Consider the following 23,330-nt stretch of genomic DNA (forward strand, 5'->3'; position numbering starts at 1 on the left):
ATATTATTTATTAACTGCTTCTTTTAAAGTTTTACCAGCTTTAAATACTGGAGCTTTTGATGCTGGAATTTTGATAACTTCGTCAGGTTTTCTTGGATTTCTACCTTCACGTGCTTTTCTGTCTCTTGTTTCAAATGTTCCAAATCCAACTAATTGAACTTTTTCACCTTCTGTTAAGGCTTCAGTAATTGTTTCTATCATAGCATTTAGTGCTTTTTCAGATTCGCTTTTTTTAAGACCACTTTTTTCTGAAATGCTAACTAATAATTCTGATTTATTCATATTTCCTCCTATAAATCAATAAATAATTCTGTTTAACTCTAATTTTGATTATACAAAATAATTCATGATTTTTCAAGCTTTTATTAAGTAAACAGCCTAATTTTAGACTTTTTTGTCAGTTTATTAAGATATTCTTCATATTTCTTTTTTAAATATAAATCTTTGACATTGATTAACAATTCATTTTCATTTTCGTTATAAGAATTAACCATAAGTATCATATATTTCCCATTATGCTCAAATATTTCGCTTACCTTATCTTTTTCTTTTACACCTGATTCTTTAAATATAGGATCATCTTCATATATAAATTCTGAATTAATGACCTCATAATTTTTTATTGGGTTATATAAAAAAGATTTAAAGTCTTCTGCTGAACTTATTTTATCATAAACTTTCTCAGTTTCATTCTTATCATCGAAAACTAATACATTGTACTTATATTGTTTTTGATACTTTTCATTAGATTTATAAAATTCTAAAATTTCACTATCCTTTATCCCGCTATGGGATATGAAATAATTGTAATGTTGATTTCTAAGTGAATCATTATAAAGTATCTGGTTAAAACTATTTTCATCAACTCCAACAGCTTTTATATTAGCTTTTAAAGAGTCTTTACCGCCTAGATTTTCTTCTAGAGTAGTTTTAAGGGAGTTTGCAGCATTATCATCAACTTTAACTCCATTTGATTTAAGATCATTTATCATTACTTGATCTTTTATCATAGAGTTAATCAATTCATTTTCAAGAACATCATTATTTGTTTTATTTCTATCTATCTCCTGATCAAGATATTCTTCGCCATATTTTTTAGAATAGTACTTTTGATAAAAATCTAGTTCATTTAAATATGCTTCATTAGTTATAGGTACACCATCAACAAGCGCAATATCATCCTTGTTTTGAGGCTGATTTGCGCATGCTGATAAATTAATTATTAAAACTGCTGATAAGACAACCTTAATTATTTTTGTTTTCATCTGAATCTTTATTTTCTTCGTTTACTATTTCTTCTTTTTTGCTATCATCAGATTCTTTAGATTTATTAGATTCAGCGTTTGTTTTTTCTTCATCAGCTGCTTGAGTTTCTTTAGTTACAATATCTGCATTTTCGAATAATTCATTTTTGTATTCTTCATATTTTTTATCTTCAAGACTTTTTCTTATAACTTGACGATCTTCATCTGTTAGTGACTCATTAATTTTATTTAATTTTATAATATGCCATCCAAATTGAGTTTGTACTGGTTCGCTGATTTCTCCTTCTTTCATTGAGAATACTTTGTCAGAAAATTGTGGCACCATATCGCCTTTTTTAAATTCACCTAGTGCTCCACCCTTATCAGCATTACCTGTATCTTTTGAATATTCTTTGGCAAGCTCAGCAAAATCTCCACCATTATCTAATTTTTCTTTTACTTCTTTGGCTGTTTTTTCATCATCTACTAAGATATGGTCAGCATCTGCTTTCTTAAACTCATCTTTATTTTCTTCATAGAACTTATCTACGTCTTCATCAGAAACCGGATTATTTTTTAAGAACCATTCTTGATGTTTAGTATAAAGAATATCTTTTTTGATTACATCTTTAAACTGATCTGCAGTCATATTGTAATCTTCAAGCATTTCATCGAAGGCACCTTTTCCATTTTGTTTTTCAATATTATCTACAGTTTGCATAAACTGATCAGAAACTTCTTTATCAGAAACTTCGATTCCATTTTTTTGTGCATCATCAAAAGTAAGTTTATCTTTAACCATCATTCCCACAACTTGATTTTTTGCACCTTGGCTGCTTGCTAGATAAGAAGCGTAAAATGACATTTCATCTTTATATTGATCTTTTGTGAGAGTCTCACCATTTACTAACGCAACAGCATCATCAGGAAGTTTTTCAGCCTCTTTACTTTCTTTATTATTTGATTTATCTTCTTTTTTAGTATCTTTTTCTGTTTCTGTTGTTTCAGTTTTATTTGAAGTTGTTTCATTGTTAGTTGCTTGGTTATCACAAGCTGCTAAAAACATTGAGCTTGCAAGCATAATTGCTAAAATTTTATTTGTTTTTTTCATTTTTTACTCCTTATACTACTTATTATTTCTAGTAAATCATAAGTATCTATTAATTTTGTATTAGTTGCTGGGATTTTAAAAGCTGGATTTTTGGATAAGTCCAACTTCATATCACCCTTATAAGATTCACTAATTTCTTTTAACTCATCGAAGGTAAACTCTTCTCTATTAGAAAATCTCAAATTGATATAAGCATTTTGCTCTCGAATTTCCTTAAATCCTAAGCCCTCTGCTAATGATTTTATTAATGATACATACATAATATTATCCACCATTAAAGGTATATCACCATATATATCAATTAAATCTTCTACTAGTATATTGTAATCTTCGATATTTTCAATATTTGCTATTCTAGTGTACATTTCTATTTTTTGAGACTGGTCAGAAATATATGTGCTTGGTATATATGCATTAACTTTTATATCTATATAAACATCTGATTTTTTCTTTACATCTACTTCTTTACCCGAAGCTTTTTCAACTGCTTCCTGCAAGTATTTTACATAAAGATCATAACCAACCGCTTCTACATGACCACTCTGACTTTCTCCTAAGAGATTTCCTGCACCTCTAAGCTCCAAATCTTTCATAGCAATTTTATATCCGCTACCAAAATCAGAAAAGTCCCTTATAGATTTTAATCTTTTTTCGCTTATCTCTGATAAAACTTTACCTTGCCTATAAGTAAAATATGCATATGAAGATCTATTTCCTCTTCCAATGCGACCCTTTAGCTGATAAAGCTGAGAAAGACCCATCATGTCAGCATCATAAATTATAATTGTATTTACATTTGCTATATCCATTCCAGTTTCTATAATTGTAGTTGATAGTAAAATATCAATCTCTCCACTTATAAAGTCGTTCATTATAGTTTCGATTTGTTTTGGAGTTAGCTTACCATGGATTATCTCAATCCTAGCTTCAGGAATCAATTCTTTTATATGATTATATAGTAAATCTATATTATGGACACGATTATAAACAAAATATACTTGTCCATTTCTAGCTAGTTCCCTATCGATAGCAGCTTTTATAATATTCTCATCATATTCTAAAACATAAGTATTTACTGGCAATCTTTCTTCTGGTGGTTCATCTAAGGTTGAAAGGTCTCTAATACCAGCAAGTGACATTTGAAGTGTTCTAGGAATTGGTGTAGCCGATAATGTTAAAACATCAAGGCTTGTTTTAAGTTGCTTTAATTTTTCTTTATGCTTTACACCAAATCTTTGTTCTTCATCTATAATCAATAGACCAAGATTTTTAAATTTAACATCACTGGATAAAACTCTATGAGTACCTATTACTATATCAACTTTTCCAGATTTAAGATCTTTTATAGTTTGATCTTGATCTTTTTTAGAATTAAAGCGTGATAATAGCCTTGCTTCTATTGGAAATTCTTTAAATCTTTCTTTCATAGTCTCATAGTGCTGACTTGCTAGTATAGTTGTTGGCACTAAAAATGCTACTTGGTATCCATCAACTATAGCCTTAAATGCAGCCCTAAGTGCTACTTCAGTTTTACCATAACCAACATCTCCAGTTAAAAGACGATCCATTGGTTTATCTTTTTCCATATCATCTTTAATTTCGTTAATACTTCTTAACTGGCTGTAGGTTTCTTCATATGGAAAAGATTCTTCAAATTCCTTTTGCCAAGGTGTATCTGCTGAAAAAGCATGTCCAACTTCTTTACTTCTTTGGGCATATAATTTTACTAAGTCATCTGCAATTTCATCTACAGCTTTTTTAGCACGGGCCTTGGCCTTTGACCATGTGGGAGACCCTAGAGTTGACAGTCTTGGCTTTTCACCCTTATTACCAATATATTTGCTAACCAGATTCATTTGGTCTATCGGTACATAAACTTTATCATTACCCTTATAATTTATAACGATAAAATCTTTTTGTATATTGTTTACTTCAATTTGTTCAAGACCGTTATAAACACCAATACCATTATTTTCGTGGACTACATAATCACCAATATCTAAATCAGAGTAATTGATGATATCTGTAGAAGACATTTTATTTTTAATCTTCTTTTTTGATTTTCTCTTGTTAGTACCATAGATTTCTTTTTCAGTAAAAAGAAATAAATCATATTCCGGTAAATAGTAACCTTCACTTGCAACATCATTTGTTACTGTTATTCTTGTACTAAATTCATCAGAAATATCTAAGATATCATTTTCACGTAAGGCACTTAATAGATTGTTTTTATTCTCATTATTTCCAGCAAAAATTAAGGTTTTAGCATTTTCTTTCTGGTTTTTTAAAGCCTCTGCTAGAGTATTTATTTTTCTATTAAAGTGTTCTGATTCTATGGTTTTAAATTCCAATAATAGTTTAGGATTAAAAAATTTTGTTCTTTTTAAGATTGATGTTAAGTTAATGATTGGATGAGTTTCTATCTTTTCATAAGTTTGCTCAACATTTACTAATAAATTAGTAAATGCATTAAATACCTCGCCCCTATCTCTTTGGATAGTAACATCTTCTAGAAAATTCTTTTCAAATTCTTTATGATTATCATATATTCTGGATGCATCATCTAGAATAAAAATCGTATCTTTAGATAAGTAATCTAAGTAAGTTTCAAAATTTGTATCTCGATATGGATTTATTAAATCCCAGTTAGCTACATACATAGTATCTTTTATGTAAGATTGTATTTGCCTGTACTTATCTATCAGCTTTTGATCATTTGAGTCTTTTATATTTTTTTCTAATTTTGAAACATCTTTTTCGATATTTTTTAATACATATTCAAAATCAGATTCTTCGTATATTAACTCATTTAAAGGTGAGATTGTTACTTCATCTATTTTTTCGATTGTACGTTGATTCTTTTGATCAAAAATCCTTATAGAATCTATCTCATCATCAAAAAGTTCTAGTCTTACTGGATTTTCATAATCTATAGGCCAAAAATCTATAATGGACCCACGCTTTGCGTATTCTCCTTTATTTTCAACAAGGCTTGTAGGATTGTAATTTAAATTTATGAGTGTTTTTATAAATTCTTCTACATCTACAATATCCTCGCTACTAATTTTAACAAAACTGTTATTAAATTTATCTAAAGGTGTTAATTTATTTAAAATTGCATCCATAGTAGTAACTGTAATTAGTCTTTCATTTTTTACTTGGCTAATTAAGTTCTCCATTCTGGATGTATTTGTATCTTCATCTACAGTTCGTATATTATAGTAATTTATTTCTCTAGATGGATAGAATCTTGCAATATCATAAAGGTTGTTTATATTTGTCTGGATATCTTTAGCTTTTTTTTCATTCTCAGTTATAAATACTACATTTTTTTCTAAACTATCAAAAAGGGATAAAATTAAATGAGCTTTTATCCCTTCTGTAAGTCCGTACAAATATATAGGAGAATCTTTTAAGTAATTTTCCCTAATTTTATTTAATTGTTCTGTATTTTCTAATAATTTTATTAATTGATTCATTTATTATTTTTCCAATAAGTCTATTGAATTGTACTTATTCATAGCCTTATCAATATTTGATTCAAGCATCATTTCTATAGCTTCAGCAGCCATAATAATTTCTTCTCTTACTATATCTAAATCATCTCCATGAAAACCACTTAGAACAAAGTTTGCGAGATCCATATATTCGGGCTTTTGTCCAACGGAAATTTTTATTCTTGGAAATTTATCTGTTTGAGTTTGATAAATTATGGACTTCATTCCATTATGGGTTCCAGCAGATCCTTTTTTCTTAATACGAATTTTTCCAAAATCTATATCTATATCATCCTGGATTACAATAAGTTCATCATCGTTAAACTTATAGAAGTTTTTAAAATCTCTAACAGATTCACCAGAATTATTCATATATGTTTGAGGTTTTATGAGCATAACTTTTTGGCCAGAGATTTCTCCCTGACCATAAAGAGCCTTATGTTTTAATTTTTTTACTGGAATGTTATGCTTTTCAGCTAGATAATCTATAGTTAAAAAACCAACATTGTGTCTAGTATTTTCGTATTGTAAGCCAGGATTTCCAAGTCCTACTATAAAATACATCTAATTTACATCCTCAAATAGTCCACTGATTGATTCGTAAGTGTTTATTCTATGGATTGCTTCTGCTAATAATGGTCCTATTTCTAATTGAGTGATTTTATCTATTTTTTTCTCTTCTGGAAGTTCAATAGTGTTTGTAATTACAATTTCTTTTACTTTTGAGTTTTCTAGTCTCTCAATAGCTGGGCCAGATAAAACTCCATGGGTTGCTGCGATGTATACATCCTTAGCACCATTTTCAATTAGATAATTTGCCGCATTTGTTATTGTACCAGCAGTATCTACCATATCGTCTACTAAAATTGCAGATTTGCCTTTAAAATCACCAATAACACTCATTACTTCTGATACGTTTGGTTTCGGTCTTCTTTTTTCAATAATTGCAATAGGTAATTTTAGGTAATCAGAAAATTCACGAGCACGTCTTACACCACCTAAGTCTGGACTTACTACTACAAATTCATCGGCTTTATCATAAGCCATATCATTAAAGTATTCTGATAAAAGTCTAATAGCAGTGAAATGGTCTACTGGTATATCAAAATAACCTTGAATTTGACCTGCGTGAAGATCCATTGTAATTACTCTGTCTGCACCAGCTTCAGTCATTAAGTTTGCCACTAATTTTGCAGTAATTGGTTCACGTCCACGGGTTTTTCTATCTTGACGAGCATATCCATAATAAGGAACAATTGCATTTATATATCCTGCAGAAGCACGTCTACAAGCATCTATTATAATTAAAAGTTCCATAAGGTTATCATTTGTTGGAGATGATGTAGGTTGTACTATATAAACATCTTTTCCCCTAATTGATTCATTTATTTTAATTTTGATTTCGCCATCGCTAAATTTTTCTATCTCTGCTTCACCAAGGCTAGTATTTAAACTTTTTGCTATAGATTCTGCTAATTTTGTATTGGCATTGCCTGTAAGCAATTTTAATTCGCCTCTTTGAATATATTGTTGGGATTTATCAGATGTCATTTTTGCTCCTTTTCTTTCTCTAAATCTCTTTTTCGTTTTTTTTCTGCATATCCTGCTATATTTTTTTGTTCAGATCGCTCTATTGACAAATATCCTGATTCTACATCAGATGTTATAGTAGATCCAGCTGCTATATAAGCTTCTTTTTCTATCTTTACAGGTGCTACTATATTTGAATTTGAACCTATAAAAGCTTCATCTTCTACAAAGGATCTATGTTTAAATTTTCCATCGTAGTTTACAAATATTACCCCACACCCAACATTTATTTTACTACCTAAATCAGAATCTCCAATATAAGCTAAATGACCAGATTTTGTTCCATCACCTAAAGATGAGTTTTTAACCTCAACAAAGTTACCGATATGGACATTTTTACCTAAGCTTGCTTTTGGTCTTAAGTGTGCATAAGGTCCTACATCTGAATTTTCATCAATAAATGATTTTTCAATTACTGAATTATCTATTTTAACTCCATCTTTTAATATTGAATCTTCAATTCTAGACGATCCTTCAATAATACAATTTGACCCAATCTCAGTTTTTCCAAGAATTTTTACAGGCCCAGATATTATTGTATCCATTCCAATTTTAACTTCTGGATCAATTACTATCATTTCTGGATCTTCAATAATAACACCATTTAGCATGTGATTTTCATTTACACGTTTTTGCAAGATTTTCTTAGCTTGAGCTAATTCTTTTTTATTGTTTATTCCGTAAAATTCATCAGCATCATTAGCTGTAAAAGCCATGACCTTCTTGCCATCATTATATAATATCTCAATACAATCAGTTAGGTATAGCTCACTTTGTTCATTGTCTGTGTCTAATTTTGAAATAGATTCTTTTAAGTCAGATCCTTTAAAAATATAAATTCCAGTGTTTATTTCATCTATCACATATTGATTTATTTTTAAGTCTTTTTGTTCAATAATTCCTATAAACTCTGCATTATCATCACGAATTATTCTTCCATAGCTTGTAGGATTTAGTACTTTTGTTGATAGGACAGAAGCACTGTTATTATTTTCAAGATGATTTGATACAAATTCTTCCAATGATGCTTTTGTAATTAATGGAATATCACCATTTAAGACTAAAACCTGATCATCATCAGAAATTTCACCTAAAGCTAGTGAAGCAGCGTAACCTGTACCATAAGGGTACTCTTCACCGATTTTTTGCTCTATTATAGTATCATTAGGAAAAAGATTTTCTAAGTCTTGCTTGTTTTTTCCAGCAATGATTATAGTTTGTGAATTTTCAAATCGTGAAGCATCTGCCACATATTTTACTATTTCTCTGTTTAATAATTTGTGTAAAACCTTTGAGGTGTTGGATTTCATCCTTGTTCCTTCACCTGCTGCCATAATAATAGTTTTTAGCATAGCTTTACTCGTGAGCCACTTCTAAAGCTAGATTCATCATGTTAGTATAAGATTTTTCACGATTTTCAGCACTATCAGATACATCTTCTACAAGTGAATCGCTGATTGTAAAAATCCCTAAACCTTTTTTGCCATACTTTCTAGCAGTCATAAATAAACCATAACTTTCCATCTCTACACAAAGAACTCCATATTTTCTCAAATTCTTAAAAACACCCTCTGGTAGTTCGTTATAAAATTGATCGGAGCTGTGAACCTGACCACAATGAGTTGTGTATCCTAATTCTAATGATTTATTATAAGTTTCTAGCATTAAATCAAAATCAGGGGTTGGCGAGAAGTTAATATTTGCAAATAGATTATCATTTATAGAACTTTCTGAGCATGCACTTGTAGCAATTACTATATCGTGAAGCTTGATATTTTCTTGCATAGAACCAGCGGTACCAATTCTAATAATGGTATCAACATCATAAGCTCTAAAAAGCTCATTGTAATAGATCATTGATGATGGTATCCCCATACCTGATCCCATTACAGAAACTCTTTTTCCTTTATAATATCCTGTAAAACCTAGCATGCCGCGTGTTTCGTTAAACTGAGTTACATCTTCAAGAAAATTATCAGCGATAAATTTTGCTCTTAATGGATCTCCCGGCATTAATACTGTTTTTGCAATTTGATCAGCATTTGTAGCTGATATATGTGGTGTAGGTATATTCATATAATCTCCTATTAATTAATTTCATATACTATAATAACATTTTTAAAAACTTTTTTAAACTTAAAAAAAGATAGACAATTATTTTCTATCTTTTCTCAATTTCTGTAATTTTATCAACTCTTCTTTGGTGACGTCCACCTTCAAAATCTGTTTTTACAAATTCTTCTACAATCATTTTTGCAGTTTCACTACCTATAACTCTAGCACCTAAACAAAGGCAATTTGCATCATTGTGTGCTCGACTCATTCTAGCAGAAAATGCTTCAGAAACACATGCTGCTCTTATACCATCTATTTTATTAGCAGAAATGCTCATTCCAAGTCCTGTACCACAAACTAAAATAGCAAAGTCAGCTTCTTTTTTTAATACTTTATCACATGCTTTTTGGGCAAAGTCTGAATAGTCTACGCTATCTTTACCATCTGTACCCACATGTATTACTTTATGGCCTAGTTCTTCTAACTTTTCCTTGATAGGTTCGTATAAATCAATACCACCGTGATCATTTCCTATAACGTAAATCATAGCTTATCCTCCATACTCTAATCTATACTTAAATGGTATCATAGCCATATCAACTTTACAAGTTATAATAAAAAGCATATGATATATTGTAATAATGTAAGATGAAACTAGGAGAGAAAATGTTTGAATTTAATTTGAATGGACATGAATTTAATTATGTTCATTTTATTGGTATAGGCGGTATATCCATGAGTGGTATTGCTGCTTTATTACTTAACAAAGGATATAAAGTATCTGGTTCTGATAGAACACTAACAGATATTACTAAAAATTTAAAAGAAAATGGTGCTGAAATTTTTATAGGTCAAAGAAAAGAGAATATAACTAACCCTGATCTAGTAGTATACACAGATGCCATTTTAGATGATAACGAAGAATTAATAGCAGCTAGAAATCTTGATGTTCCTGTTGTAACTCGTGGAGTTTTTCTTGGAGCATTAATGAAAAATTATAAACACTCTATTGCTGTCTCAGGATCACATGGAAAATCTACTGCAACTAGCATGATTTCAAAAATACTACTTAATTCTACTGAAGATGCTAGTATACTTTTAGGTGGAGAATTAGATGATATGGATGGTAATGTGCATGTGGGAGACGATAAATATTTAGTTACTGAAGCTTGCGAATATAAAGGCAATATTAGATATTATTATCCACAAACTGTGATTATTTTAAATATTGATGAAGATCATTTGGATTATTACAAAGATTTAAATGATATAGTAGAAACTTTTAAAACTTATCTAAAAAATCAAGATGAAAATTCAAAAACAATATTAAATCTAAATGAAGAAAATAATAAATTAGTACTTGATTCTGTACAAGGTGAGTTAATAACATATGCTCAAGAAAATTTCGATGCCGATTATGTAGCACATAATATTGCTTTTGATGAAATTGGTAGACCAAATTTTGATTTAAAAATGAAAAACGGAATGATTGAGCACTTTGAACTTGGTGTAATTGGACGTCATAATATCAATAATGCTATGGCAGCAATTATTGCTACTTATGAAAATGGAATTGATATACCAACCATAAAAGAGAATCTGAGAGCTTATTCGGGACTTAAACGTAGAATGGAAATAATCGGCCATGTAAATGATGCTACAATCATGACTGACTATGGTCACCATCCTTCTGAAATTGAAGTAACTTTAAATGCTTTAAAGGAACACACTGAAGGAAAACTTGTTTGTATTTGGCAACCTCACACATATAGCAGAACTAAAACTTTATTTAATGATTTTTTAAATTGCTTTGACAGTGCTGATGAAGTGGTAATTACTGATATCTACGCAGCCCGTGAAAAATACGATCCATCCATACATTCAAAAGATGTGGTTGACGCATTAATTGAAAAAGGGATAAATGCAAAGTATCTTGGTACTTTTGAACAAGCGCGAGATTATGTTTACGAAATTGCAGAGTCATCTGATTTAATTATAACTACAGGATGTGGAAATCCGGACGAACTTGCTCATATGATAGTAGATGATCAAGTTAAAGTAAGTGCTTAAATTAAAATTGACCTCCTTATTTGGAGGTCAATTTTTTATATGTACATTTTTAAAAATCAGTTGATAAGTCTAGGGATATTGACATTGCTTCATTTATTTTTATCATAACCCTATCATCAAATGTTCCGATTTTTTCTCTTAGTCTTCTTTTATCAATAGTCCTTAACTGCTCTAAAAGCGCCACACTATTTCTAGGTAGACCAAATTCGTTACCTTTTATCTTAACATGAGTGGGAAGTTTTGCCTTGTTTAATTGACTGGTAATTGGAGCAACAATGATAGTTGGGGAATATTTATTCCCAACATCATTTTGCACAACTATAACAGGTCTAACTCCCCCCTGCTCGCTACCAACAACTGGAGATAAATCTGCATAGAACAAATCTCCTCTTTTAATCTTCATAGATTTCTCCTAAATAATTATCTATACTAATTATTTTACCACTTTTTTTATAAATTCTAGGAACCCTTAAATTTATTGAAGTCATAAGTTCATAAGGGATAGTTCCAATTTTTTGTGATTCTTTATAAATATCAGGATAGATAATTACTTCATCATCTGTTGATACATCTATGTCGGTAACATCTACCATCATTTGATCCATGCATACTCTACCTAAGACCTTGCATAGTTTACCATTAATCATAACTTCACCAATATTTGAAAATGCTCTAATGTATCCATCGGCATATCCAATACTTAGAGTAGCAATTTTCATCGGTCTTTCGGTAATAAATGTTCTACCGTAACTAATTGATGTGCCTTCTTCTACTTCTTTTACAAAAATAACCCTAGATTTAAATTCAAAACATTGTTTTAATTCAATGTCTTTCTCTTCTCTTAAAAGATCGGATGGATAAAGTCCATAAGTTGAAATTCCTACTCTCATCATATCGCGAGTGATTTTATGTTTAATAGCTCCAGCGCTATTAGCTAAATGGACAAATTCTAAATCAAACTCATCATGAATGTATTGAGTCATTTCTATAAATTTTTCTTTTTGTTCATTTGTATATTCGGTGTCAGCTTCATCAGCAGTGGATAAATGGGAAAAAACAGAAATTATATTTATATTTTCTAGTTGCTTTAATTCTTTAATTTTATCTTTTTCAAAATTACGAAATCCAATTCTACCCATACCTGTATCAAGTAATATGTGGGCATTTACTTTTCCATTAATATTTTGATTAATTATTTTTGCATACTCTAAATCAAATATAGGTATATCTATATTATAATCAATGCATTTTTGAACATCTTTATAATAAACAGCCCCAAGGATTAATATCGGCTTAGTTATGCCTGCTTCTCTTAAAGATAGTGCTTCACTTACTCTTGCCACTGCAAAATAGTCGACTTCATCTTCTATTTCTTCTGCGATCTTAAAAGCACCCAAACCATATCCATTCGCTTTAAGAACAGCACAGTACATTGAATCAGGATTAATTTTTCTAATATTTTTAATATTAAATAGTAACTTGTCAATATAAATTTCTACATAACTTTCAAACATAATTACCTCATTAATTTCATTGCTTCTGCTATATTATCTACTATATCTGTTGCGATCAAAGAATCTTTTCCAAATTTTCGACTAGCGATATCACCTGCTAGTGAATGTATATATACCCCAAGTTTAGCTGCATCAAATGAATTTAATTGTTTCATAAGAGTAGCTATTACACCAGTTAATACATCTCCTGAACCTGCTGTAGCCATTCCTGAGTTGCCTATTTCATTTTTATATAAATTTTTACCATCCGTTACAATGGTGTGGTTTGATTTTAAAACTAATATAACATTGTATTTTCTAGCAAAATTTCTTGCTAGTTCTTCTTCATTGTTTTTAATTTCTTTTATAGATAAATTTGTAAGTCTGGAGAATTCTCCAAGATGGGGAGTGAGTACTATACTATTATTAGTCTTTAAAATACCTAAATCTTTACTTAAAGCATTTAGTCCATCTGCATCTATTACTATATCAATGTCAGATTTTGAAATTATTTCTCCTATTAACTTGTTTAAATCTTTCCCATTTCCCATTCCAGGTCCAATAACTGCGACATCCTTATCTTCTAGTAGAGCAATAATCTCTTTTGCTATTTTTTCATCATAATAGAAATTATCACAATTAATTTCTCTAATTATCTGCTCATTTGCTTTTATTTGTAAAATAGTTGAAATAGATTTTGGTGCTAATATGTAACAAAGTCCAGCACCTGTTCTCATTGAAGACATACTAGACATATAAACCGAACCAGCCATACCATAACTTCCGCCTACAATAGCAATTCTTCCATAATCTCCCTTATGAGTATCAGAATCTCTTTTTGGCATCAAGTTTTTCATTTCAGAATTTATTTTAATATAGCTATCATCTTTCATTTTGCAAATTGCAATTGTATAGTCCCCATCATGACTTATTGAAATATCCCCCCTAATTTTATATCCATCTATAAATGCTATCGGCTTATCATGTATGTGTTTGATTTCAATTTTTTTTCTTAATATCGCTGATAAATTTAAATTATTCGCTTTAATAACAGCTTCTTTTGCTGCAAAAATACCAGCTAAAGTTTGAATATAATTTTCCTTTTTGTAAGCATAACTCAATTCTAGGTCAGAATAGAGTTTATTTATAAAATGTTTATTAGCTTTTTGTTTAAATTTTTCTATATTTACTATATCTATTCCAATCATAATAAGTCTTTACTTAATCTTTTTACATTTTTTTTGATATCTTCAATATCTAGATATTTATATTCCCCATTTTCATAAATTAATTCCCCATCTATAAATACATATGAAATATCATTTTCATATGTTGAGTAACAAATTGAGGCAATTAAATCGTTATTAGGAATATGATTTATATTATCAATATCAATCATTATTAAGTCAGCACATTTTCCTTCTTCTATTGTCCCTACTTTATTCTCGATTCCCAAGGCCCTGGCACTATTAATTGTAGCCATTTTTAATACTTCATAAGCTTTGAGATTGTCAGCAGCTTTTAATTTTGAAATTAATGCTGCAATTTCAATTTCTTTTAACATAGATTGCTTGTTGTTACTTGAAGCAGAGTCAGTACCTAAAGCTACATTGATTCCTTTATCCATCAATCTTGTTACATCACATATACCAGATGATAATTTTAGGTTGCTAGATGGATTATGTAAAATTGATACGTTTTTTTCGCTTAAAATATCTAAATCACTATCGGATAGATGGACACCATGGGCTGCAATTGTCCTATTTTCAAAGATATTACATTCATTAAAAACTTCTGTAGGACTTTGACCATATCTTTTCATGCACTCTTCATTTTCAAATTCAGTCTCTGATAAGTGAATATGAATAGGCATATTGTATTCTTTAGATACTTTTGATATTTTTCGTAAATATTCTTTATCAGTTGTATAGACAGCATGTGGTCCTAAAGCTATTTCAATTTTTCCATCTTTACCATTGTATTTTTTATACAATTCAATGCAATCTTTGATTCTAAGTTCATCTTGATCTGGACTTGATAGACCACGTGCAATTTGTGCTCGTAGTTTTGCTTGATCTAAAGCTTTTATAGTCTCTTCTTCAAAAAAATACATATCAGCAAAAGTTGTAGTACCTGTTTTTATCATTTCTGCAAATGATAAAAGTGAAGCATAGTAAACTAACTTTTCATTTAGTTTCTCTTCTGCAGGGAAAATGTAGTTAGTAAGCCATGTCATAAGTTCATTATCATTACCATAATTCCTAAAAAAACTCATGCCCACATGGGTATGTGCATTGATAAATCCAGGCATAGTTATAAAATTTTGGCCATCGATAATTTTATCTGCATTGAAATCCTCAACATATCCTATTTTAAATATTTTTCCATTTTTTATGTAAATATTATCATTTCTTATTTTATCATCATTCATTGTCAGAATTTTAGTATTTTTTATAAGTATATTCATATTTTAAAAAAAGGAGTGTTAACCACTCCTATTCTCCTATTTTTTCCTTTAATAAGTTTGTTATTTCTACCGGATTTCCCTTTCCCTTAGTCTTTTTCATAGCTTGACCAACTAGGAAACCAAAAGCTCGGTCTTTTCCATTTTTAATATCTTCAATTGATTCTGGATTTTCTTTTAGCACTTCATCTACAACCTCTTTTAAGAATCCACTATCACTAATTTGAAGCAGATTTCTTTCCTCTGCTAGCTTTTCAGGATTTTCGTTTGATTCGTAGATTTCACGTAAAAGTTTCTTTGCTACATTATTATTAATCTTGTCTTCTTTGGCAAGTTTAATTAATTTAGCAAAGTTATCTACTGATAAATTCATTGTTGATGGGCTTTGCTCAGTTTCATTTAATCTTCTAGATAATTCTGTAAGTATCCAGTTTGCTGATATTTTTGGATCATTTACAATATCGTTTGTTTTTTCAAAAAGTTCAGCTAGTTCTCTATCATTAGCCAAGAGATTAGCATCATATTCAGTCATTTCATATTCTTTTATATAGCGACTTTGCTTTTTAGCTGGAAGTTCTGGGAGATTCTCTCTAATTTCATTGATATACTCATTATCTAAATAAATTTCTGGTATATCACCATCAACTGAAAATCTGTAGTCATTTCCTACTTCTTTATCACGCATATGGATGGTTTCTAGTTTTTCATCATCCCATCTTCTTGTTTCCTTTGTGCCCATTTCATCTTTTTCAAGAAGCTCTGTGTGACGTTTTACTTCAAAAGCCAAAGCTTGTTCGATAGCCTTAATTGAGTTCATATTTTTAATCTCAGCTATGTTAGTTTTATTCCCTGAATCTATATCTTGCATGTTGATATTAACATCTACACGCATAGATCCTTGGGCCATAATACAATCTGAAACTTCTAAGAATCTTAATGTTGAAGCTAGTGTTTCTACAAACTCACGAGCTTCATCTGGTGAGCTTATATCAGGTTTTGTTACTATCTCAATTAAAGGTACTCCTGCACGGTTATAGTCCATTAGAGTTCTACCTTCTTCATCGTGATTTGATTTACCTGTATCCTCTTCCATATGAATTTCAATCAAACCAACTTTTTTGTCGTTTGAAAGTTCTATAAAACCATTTGTCGCATATGGCTTGTCATATTGAGTGATTTGATAACCTTTTGTAAGATCTGGATAAAAGTATTTTTTTCTATCCATTTTTTGATCATTTGCAATATCGCAATTAAATGCAAGTCCAGCTCTTAAAGCTAGTTCTACAGCCTTTTTATTCATTACTGGTAAAGTACCAGGATGGCCTAGGCAAACAGGACAAACATTTGTATTTGGTACAGCTCCAAATTCGTTCTTACAAGAGCAAAATATTTTGGTATTAGTTGCTAGCTCCACGTGGATCTCTAGACCTATTATTGTTTTTGTATTCATTTTGCCTCCCCTAAAAACTTATCTGCTGCGTTAATTACTTTATTATCATCAAATCTATTTCCAATAAATTGAATGGAACCTGATATACCTTCTCTTACTGGGACAGAAAGTCCACACATACCGGCAAGATTTACTATTACATTAAATCCATCAGCTTTAAAATCTGAAAGTGGATCTTTCTCACTTTCTTCATCAATTGATGGAGGTAAATTTGTAGTAGTAGGTGTTACTATCAAATCATATTTATCAAATAGTTCTTCTAATTCTTCTTTGATCAATGTACGTAATTTTAAACCTTTTTTATATATTTTTTGGTCATCACTTGCAGATAAATACATAGTTCCAAGAGCAATTCTTCTTTGAACTTCTTCTCCAAGTCCTTCAGATCTTGATTTTACAAATAATTCAGAAATATCTTTGTACTCATTGGTTTGATGACCGTATCTTACACCATCAAATCTACTCATATTTGAAGATACTTCAGAACTCATAACGATGTTATAAACAGGATTTGCATAAATTGCGTAGTTTAATTTTACTTCTACTAGCTCAGCACTTAATTCTTTGAGTCGATCTAAGGCTAACTTATAATCTTCTTTTACAGCATCTTCAATGCCTTCGTAAAGAACACTGTCTGTACTTATTACAGCAATTTTTTTGCCATTAAAATCGTAATCTTCTTTTTTGTACTCAAATGGATCTAAAATAGCAGTCATATCATTTTCGTCAGGAGATGAAGTTATTGAGGATATTAATCTAAGGTCATCAATATTTTGAGTAAAGATTCCTACTTGATCTAAGGTATTAGCCATAGATACTACACCATATCGGCTTAATAATGAATATGTTGGTTTATACCCAATGATATTTGTATATGAAGCTGGTCCTCTAACCGAACCACCTGTATCAGTACCCAGTGCTGCTAATACATCATCATTTGATACTGCAACTGCTGATCCTGATGAAGAACCTCCTGCAATCTTTGATGTATCTAGATTATTCTTTACAACTCCAAAATGTGATGTTTTAGAGCTTGCACCCATAGCAAATTCATCCATATTTGTTTTTGCAATGATAATAGCATCTTCTTTAAGTAAATTTTCTACAACTGTAGCATTATAGATTGGAGTAAAATCTTCTAGCATTTTAGATGCACAAGTCATATTCATATTTTTATAAGAAATATTATCCTTAACAGCAATTGGTAAACCAAATAATTTTCCTAATTTTTCTCCACTTTTAAGTTTATTATCTAAATACTCAGCTCTTTTTAAAGAATCTTCTTCATCAAAAGAAATATAAGCATTATGTTCATTTGTTTTAATTTTTTCTAAACTTTTTTTTGTGTAATCAACTACTGAAATTTCACCAGACTTAAATTTGCTTACTAAATTTTCTATATTCATAAAATCTCCTATAAATTCCAATCTAATCTGAAATAACCAAATTCTTTATCTGGAGCATTTTTTAAAGCGTCGTCACGACTAGAAGATTCTTTTGCCTCATCTTCTCTAAAAACTGCCTTGTGCGAATCAATACTTTCAGTCATTATTATATCTTCAGTATCTACATCAAAAATGTCTTCAATAAAATCAATTACAATATTAAATTTATTAGACAAATCTTCTACATCTTTGCCATCTAGGCTTAAATTTGCTAGTCTATAAATTTTCTCTACTTCTTTAGCTTCCATCTTACTTCCCTTCTAATTGCTTTAAGAAATTGTATAGCTTTTCATCTTCATACACTTCAACACCCAATTCCTTAGCCTTAGTCAACTTAGATCCTGCCTTTTGTCCACACAAAACAACATCTGTACTTTTTGAGACAGAACCAGTTACTTTTCCACCATTTTTTTCAATTAATTCTTTTATATCTTCTCTTTTGTAATTTTCCATAGTACCAGTAATTACAAAAGTTTTATTCTCTAGCTCATTTGAGATTTCTTCCCTTATATTTTCACCTTCGTTTAATTTGATACCCTTAGATAACAGTATATCTATACCGTTATTAATTTTCTCATCTTCAAAAAAATCTACAATATTATCTGCAGTTATCTGACCAATGTCGTCTATTTCAACTAATTCGTCTGCAGTAGCATTTCTAATCTTTTCAAATTTTTCAAATTTATTTGCTAAATCTCTAGCTGTTCTCTCTCCAACATTTGGAATGCCAATAGCATATATAAATCGATTTAAATCACGTGTTTTACTAGCTTGTATTGCATCTAGCAAATTTTGAGATTTTTTTGGCCCAAATCTATCTAATTTAATGAGATCTTCATATTTCAAATCATAAATTTCATATATATCGTCAATATTAAGTTCTTCCATTAGCTGGGCAATAGTTTTTTCTGATAGTCCTTCGATGTCCATAGCATTTCTAGATGCATAATGCTCCATACGGGCTAAGAGCTGAGGTGTACATGATATAGAATTTGGACAAACAATATGAACATTTCCCTCAATTAGTTCTGTATCACAATACGGACAATGGCTAGGTTTTTCAATCTGCCTTGTACCTGACTGATTTTCATCAACTACACCAAGTATTTCTGGAATTACATCATTAGATCTTCTGATAAATACTTTAGATCCAATTTTTACTTTTTTGCGTTCGATATCATCATAGTTATTAAGAGTAGCACGGGATACAGTTACCCCAGAAAAATCAACTGGTTCTAATATTGCTGAAGGAGTAACTTTACCAGTTCTGCCTACATTCCATACTACATCTAACAATGTAGTGGTGTATTCTTCAGCTTCAAATTTAAATGCAATTGACCATCTAGGAAATTTATTGGTGAAACCTAGAGCTTGTTGGGTTTTCTTATCATTTATTTTGATAACTACACCATCAGTTAAAATATCTAGAGTTTTTCTTTCTAGTTCGATTTTTTCTAGTTCTGCGATTATTTCATCGTAAGTTTTTACTAGTTTGTGATAAGGATGAATATTAAAATTTTCCTTTTTTAGAAAGTCTAACATCTCTTTTTCTGTAGAAAAATCTAAATTGGATGTTGAGATATTATAAAAATATGCAGTTAAATTTCTTTTTCTTGTTTCATTTGTGTCAAGATTTCTTAAGGCACCTGCAGCTGCATTTCTAGCATTTTTTAACTGAAATTCATTTTCCTTATTATATCTTTCAAGCTCTGATAAAGGCATTAAAGCTTCTCCTTGAATTTCTAATAAAGATTTTTCTTCAATTTCTAATGGGATAGATTTTATTGTCTTAACCTGTGCAGATATTTCTTCACCTACAATTCCATTTCCTCTAGTAGAAGCATTTTTAAGTTTGCCATCTTCATAAGTTAAGTTTATGGTCAGTCCATCAAATTTATATTCCATTACAAATTCTAGCTCAGGAAGTTGATCGTATTGATTTTCATTATAAGAATCACGAAGTCTATTTGCTCTATCTATCCAATCTTTTAAATCATCATAAGATTGGGCTTTGTCTTGGGAATATAGCCTTGAAATATGAAAATGCTTTTCAAATTTTTCTAGGACCTCTCCTCCTACTTTTTGAGTTGGGGAATTATCAGGGTGTATTCCTGTTTCATTTTCTAATTCTTTAAGTCTATCGTACAACTTATCATATTCAGCATCCGATACCAACGGCGCATCTAGGGTGTAATAATGATAGTTTAGCTCTTCGATTTTTTCTATTAATTCATTAATTTCGTTTCTTTTTTCCATATCACACCTTATAAATTGGGGCATAGTCTTGGTTTAGTTTCTTAAGTCCTTTTTTATCAAATGCTACAACGAGTTCATTACCATCTTCGTTTTCCTTTACCTGGACAACCATACCCTCGCCCCATTTTGAGTGCATGATTTTATCGCCTACTTGATAGCTCTCATCACTATTTTCGTTTTTCTTTAACTGAGTATCTAAAACTGATTGGCGAGTCTTTTCTCTCATATAATCTTCATTTGAAGCTCTCTCGTAAGTTCGTGAATTAAACGAAGAAAATGATGAATTTTGTAATTCTTTAATATTTGATTTTATCTCATCAATAAATCTTGATGTCTTGTAGTATACAGGTTTTCCATAGGCTCTTCTAACTTCGCTACTAGTGAGATATAGTTTTTCACGGGCTCTAGTAATGGCCACATAAAATAACCTTCGTTCTTCTTCAACATTGCCTTCATCAATTGATCTTTTGCCAGGAAATAGTCCCTCATCCATACCTACAACAAATACTATTGGAAACTCTAGACCCTTAGCAGCATGCATAGTCATAAGGGTTACTGAGTCATCTTTGTCTTCAGTTTTTTCAAGCTCTGAAATTAAACTAAGGTTTTCTAAATAATCATAAATAGTATCATCTGGATTATTTTCCTCATATTCACTGGCTGCACTGATAAACTCATTGATATTGTCAATCCTAGCTCTATCTTCTACTGAATAACTTGATTCTAATACTTTTAAATAACCAGATTTGTCTAAAACTTCATTTATAAGATCGGTTATAGTATATTTTAATGCATTTTCAAATATTTCTCTTAAAGGGTTATAGAATTTGTAAGCTAGTTTTTTAAGTCTATCTGATAATAACTGTTCATATCCTGAATCTGTTATTAATTCCAGAATAGAAATATTGTTATCAGAAGCAATTTTATTCATCTGTTCCACACTTTTATTACCGATTCCACGTTTTGGTTCATTAATGATACGTTTTAGTGCAACATCATCTTTTGGATTTACAATAACTTTTAAATATGAGATCAAATCTTTAATTTCTTTTCTATCATAGAACTTCAGACCACCTATTACTTTGTAATCAATTAAATTTTTCATCAAGACTTCTTCGAAGGGTCTTGATTGAGCATTAGTCCTATATAAGATAGCAATATCTCTATAAGAGTATCCTTGGTTTACTAATTTTTTGATTTCATCGACTACAAATTTACTTTCTTCACTTTCGACTGAATTATTTTTATAAATTACTTCATCGCCAGTTTCATTAGCAGTCCACAAATTCTTGTCTTTTCTTTCTATGTTATTTACAATTAGTGAGTTTGCAGTATTTAGAATATTTGACGTAGACCTATAATTTTGTTCAAGCTTGATTACCTTAGCGTCCTTAAAATCTTTTTCAAAATTTAAGATATTGCTTATATCTGCGCCCCTAAAACTATAAATTGATTGATCAGCATCACCCACAACTATTACATTATTATGATATCCAGCAAAATATTTGATAAGCTCGTACTGCGAAGCATTCGTATCTTGATATTCATCAACAAATACATATTGAAATTTCTTTTGATAGTATTCTAAAACTTGTTGGTCTTTTTTAAAAATATCTAAAACTTTTTCGATTAAGTCATCAAAATCTAGAGAATTATACTCATACTTACGTTTTTCATACAAACGGTAGATCTCATAGTATTCATTGTGGTTTCGGTAATAGCTATCTATTTTCAGGAACTGATTTGGAGTAATAGATTTATTTTTTAAAGAACTAATAATATTTTGGGCATCTCTAGGACTTATTTCATCCTTATAACCCAAATCATTTATAATCTCTTTTATCAAAGTTCTCTGATCATTTGTATCATATATTGTAAAATTAGAGCTATATCCAATTTTTTCAATATTCATTCTTAAAATTCTAGCACAAATTGAGTGAAATGTACCAATCCATAGATGACTAACATCCATATTCAATAGACTAGCAACTCTTTGCTTCATCTCATTTGCTGCCTTATTGGTAAATGTGATTGCTATGATATTTCTAGGATCTATTCCCTCACTTTTAATCAAATTTGCAATGCTTGTTGTAAGAACCCTAGTCTTACCACTACCAGCACCCGCAAGGACTAAAAGAGGTCCTTTTTTATGAAGCACTGCTTCTGCTTGTTTATCGTTTAAACCTTCAAGTATCATCACATCCCCCTTATCTATTTATTATACCACATGAAAAAAGAGTAGACATTAAGCCTCCTCTTTTAAAATATATATTTATTTAAGATTTACTTTTCTTCTCTTTGCTTTTTTAAATCTTTTTCTATAAGTTTGTCTAAAACTAGGTCATATCCATTTGATCCGTAGTTTAAAGATCTATTGACCCTAGATATAGTAGCTGTTGATGCTCCAGTTTCTTCTTCAATAACATTATAAGTTTTTCTTATTTTTAGTAATCTTGCAACATGTAATCTTTGTGCTATTGATTGGATTTCTCTAGCTGTACAAATATCTGTAAAAAATGAGTAGCATTCTTCTATATTATTAAGCATTAGAATTGCTTCAAATAATTCATCTGTTTGTTGATTTTTTAATTTTGAATCTGTCATTGTTCCCCCGAGTATAAAGTAATCTGTTTAGTTACAATGATATTATACACT

The 23,330-nt window shown here is 30.1% G+C and carries 20 protein-coding genes; 1 reads left to right on the forward strand and 19 read right to left on the reverse strand.

Annotation, left to right across the window (positions count from 1 at the left end):
• Positions 1 to 3 precede the first annotated feature (3 nt).
• From ACKRLN_RS03385 to rpiB, 9 genes are all read right to left on the reverse strand, one after another.
• A complete protein-coding gene (locus tag ACKRLN_RS03385) occupies positions 4 to 282 on the reverse strand; it encodes an HU family DNA-binding protein (protein WP_203126579.1) in 279 nt (92 codons plus the stop codon).
• A gap of 83 nt (positions 283 to 365) precedes the next feature.
• A complete protein-coding gene (locus ACKRLN_RS03390) occupies positions 366 to 1,265 on the reverse strand; it encodes a SurA N-terminal domain-containing protein (protein ID WP_416335256.1) in 900 nt (299 codons plus the stop codon).
• Positions 1,246 to 2,355 carry a peptidylprolyl isomerase gene (locus ACKRLN_RS03395; RefSeq protein WP_416335257.1) on the reverse strand — a complete coding sequence of 370 codons (1,110 nt, stop codon included), beginning with the start codon at positions 2,353 to 2,355 and terminating at the stop codon, positions 1,246 to 1,248. The genes ACKRLN_RS03390 and ACKRLN_RS03395 overlap by 20 nt, the downstream gene beginning before the upstream one ends.
• Positions 2,352 to 5,834: a transcription-repair coupling factor gene (mfd, locus tag ACKRLN_RS03400; protein WP_416335258.1), complete on the reverse strand. Its 3,483-nt coding sequence runs from the start codon at positions 5,832 to 5,834 to the stop codon at positions 2,352 to 2,354. The genes ACKRLN_RS03395 and mfd overlap by 4 nt, the downstream gene beginning before the upstream one ends.
• A 3-nt stretch (positions 5,835 to 5,837) precedes the next feature.
• Positions 5,838 to 6,416 (reverse strand): aminoacyl-tRNA hydrolase, encoded by a 579-nt coding sequence (gene pth / locus ACKRLN_RS03405; RefSeq protein ID WP_416335259.1) that lies wholly within the window; start codon positions 6,414 to 6,416, stop codon positions 5,838 to 5,840.
• Positions 6,417 to 7,403, reverse strand: coding sequence for a ribose-phosphate diphosphokinase (locus ACKRLN_RS03410; protein ID WP_203126587.1), 987 nt, complete (start codon positions 7,401 to 7,403; stop codon positions 6,417 to 6,419).
• The gene (gene glmU / locus ACKRLN_RS03415) at positions 7,400 to 8,794 is read right to left on the reverse strand and encodes a bifunctional UDP-N-acetylglucosamine diphosphorylase/glucosamine-1-phosphate N-acetyltransferase GlmU (protein ID WP_416335260.1); all 1,395 of its coding nucleotides are present in this window, start codon (positions 8,792 to 8,794) and stop codon (positions 7,400 to 7,402) included. Before glmU ends, ACKRLN_RS03410 begins: the two co-directional genes overlap by 4 nt.
• Positions 8,795 to 8,798: 4 nt before the next feature.
• Positions 8,799 to 9,518, reverse strand: coding sequence for a purine-nucleoside phosphorylase (gene deoD, locus ACKRLN_RS03420; protein ID WP_416335261.1), 720 nt, complete (start codon positions 9,516 to 9,518; stop codon positions 8,799 to 8,801).
• An 85-nt stretch (positions 9,519 to 9,603) separates the two neighbouring features.
• A complete protein-coding gene (gene rpiB / locus ACKRLN_RS03425; RefSeq protein ID WP_203126592.1) occupies positions 9,604 to 10,044 on the reverse strand; it encodes a ribose 5-phosphate isomerase B in 441 nt (146 codons plus the stop codon).
• A gap of 119 nt (positions 10,045 to 10,163) precedes the next feature.
• Between rpiB and murC the strand changes: the two genes are divergently transcribed.
• Complete coding sequence (gene murC / locus ACKRLN_RS03430; protein WP_203126594.1) at positions 10,164 to 11,567, forward strand: UDP-N-acetylmuramate--L-alanine ligase; 1,404 nt, start codon at positions 10,164 to 10,166, stop codon at positions 11,565 to 11,567.
• Between the two features lie 49 nt (positions 11,568 to 11,616).
• On the opposite strand, the gene ACKRLN_RS03435 is transcribed toward murC, so the two are convergent.
• The 10 genes from ACKRLN_RS03435 to ACKRLN_RS03480 all read right to left on the reverse strand — a co-directional run bounded on the left by ACKRLN_RS03435 (position 11,617) and on the right by ACKRLN_RS03480 (position 23,279).
• Positions 11,617 to 11,970 carry a type II toxin-antitoxin system PemK/MazF family toxin gene (locus ACKRLN_RS03435; RefSeq protein ID WP_203126596.1) on the reverse strand — a complete coding sequence of 118 codons (354 nt, stop codon included), beginning with the start codon at positions 11,968 to 11,970 and terminating at the stop codon, positions 11,617 to 11,619.
• Positions 11,960 to 13,081 carry an alanine racemase gene (gene alr / locus ACKRLN_RS03440; RefSeq protein ID WP_416335262.1) on the reverse strand — a complete coding sequence of 374 codons (1,122 nt, stop codon included), beginning with the start codon at positions 13,079 to 13,081 and terminating at the stop codon, positions 11,960 to 11,962. Before alr ends, ACKRLN_RS03435 begins: the two co-directional genes overlap by 11 nt.
• 2 nt (positions 13,082 to 13,083) lie before the next feature.
• The gene (locus ACKRLN_RS03445) at positions 13,084 to 14,268 is read right to left on the reverse strand and encodes an NAD(P)H-hydrate dehydratase (RefSeq protein WP_416335263.1); all 1,185 of its coding nucleotides are present in this window, start codon (positions 14,266 to 14,268) and stop codon (positions 13,084 to 13,086) included.
• Positions 14,265 to 15,527, reverse strand: a complete 1,263-nt coding sequence (locus tag ACKRLN_RS03450) for an amidohydrolase (protein ID WP_295882828.1) — start codon at positions 15,525 to 15,527, stop codon at positions 14,265 to 14,267. The genes ACKRLN_RS03445 and ACKRLN_RS03450 overlap by 4 nt, the downstream gene beginning before the upstream one ends.
• Before the next feature lie 28 nt (positions 15,528 to 15,555).
• A complete protein-coding gene (gene gatB / locus ACKRLN_RS03455) occupies positions 15,556 to 16,974 on the reverse strand; it encodes an Asp-tRNA(Asn)/Glu-tRNA(Gln) amidotransferase subunit GatB (RefSeq protein ID WP_203126607.1) in 1,419 nt (472 codons plus the stop codon).
• Entirely contained in the window at positions 16,971 to 18,380 is a 1,410-nt protein-coding gene (gene gatA, locus ACKRLN_RS03460; protein WP_416335264.1) for an Asp-tRNA(Asn)/Glu-tRNA(Gln) amidotransferase subunit GatA, read from the reverse strand. The genes gatB and gatA overlap by 4 nt, the downstream gene beginning before the upstream one ends.
• Positions 18,381 to 18,388: 8 nt before the next feature.
• Complete coding sequence (gene gatC / locus ACKRLN_RS03465) at positions 18,389 to 18,667, reverse strand: Asp-tRNA(Asn)/Glu-tRNA(Gln) amidotransferase subunit GatC (RefSeq protein ID WP_416335265.1); 279 nt, start codon at positions 18,665 to 18,667, stop codon at positions 18,389 to 18,391.
• Position 18,668: 1 nt separating this feature from the next.
• Positions 18,669 to 20,675 carry an NAD-dependent DNA ligase LigA gene (gene ligA / locus ACKRLN_RS03470; RefSeq protein WP_416335266.1) on the reverse strand — a complete coding sequence of 669 codons (2,007 nt, stop codon included), beginning with the start codon at positions 20,673 to 20,675 and terminating at the stop codon, positions 18,669 to 18,671.
• Between the two features lies 1 nt (position 20,676).
• Positions 20,677 to 22,872, reverse strand: a complete 2,196-nt coding sequence (locus ACKRLN_RS03475; RefSeq protein WP_416335267.1) for an ATP-dependent helicase — start codon at positions 22,870 to 22,872, stop codon at positions 20,677 to 20,679.
• Between the two features lie 86 nt (positions 22,873 to 22,958).
• Entirely contained in the window at positions 22,959 to 23,279 is a 321-nt protein-coding gene (locus ACKRLN_RS03480; protein WP_203126613.1) for a YerC/YecD family TrpR-related protein, read from the reverse strand.
• Positions 23,280 to 23,330 lie beyond the last annotated feature (51 nt).

It is taken from the genome of Anaerococcus sp. AH8042_DFU013_CI05, from assembly GCF_047936775.1.
Lineage (GTDB): Bacteria > Bacillota > Clostridia > Tissierellales > Peptoniphilaceae > Anaerococcus.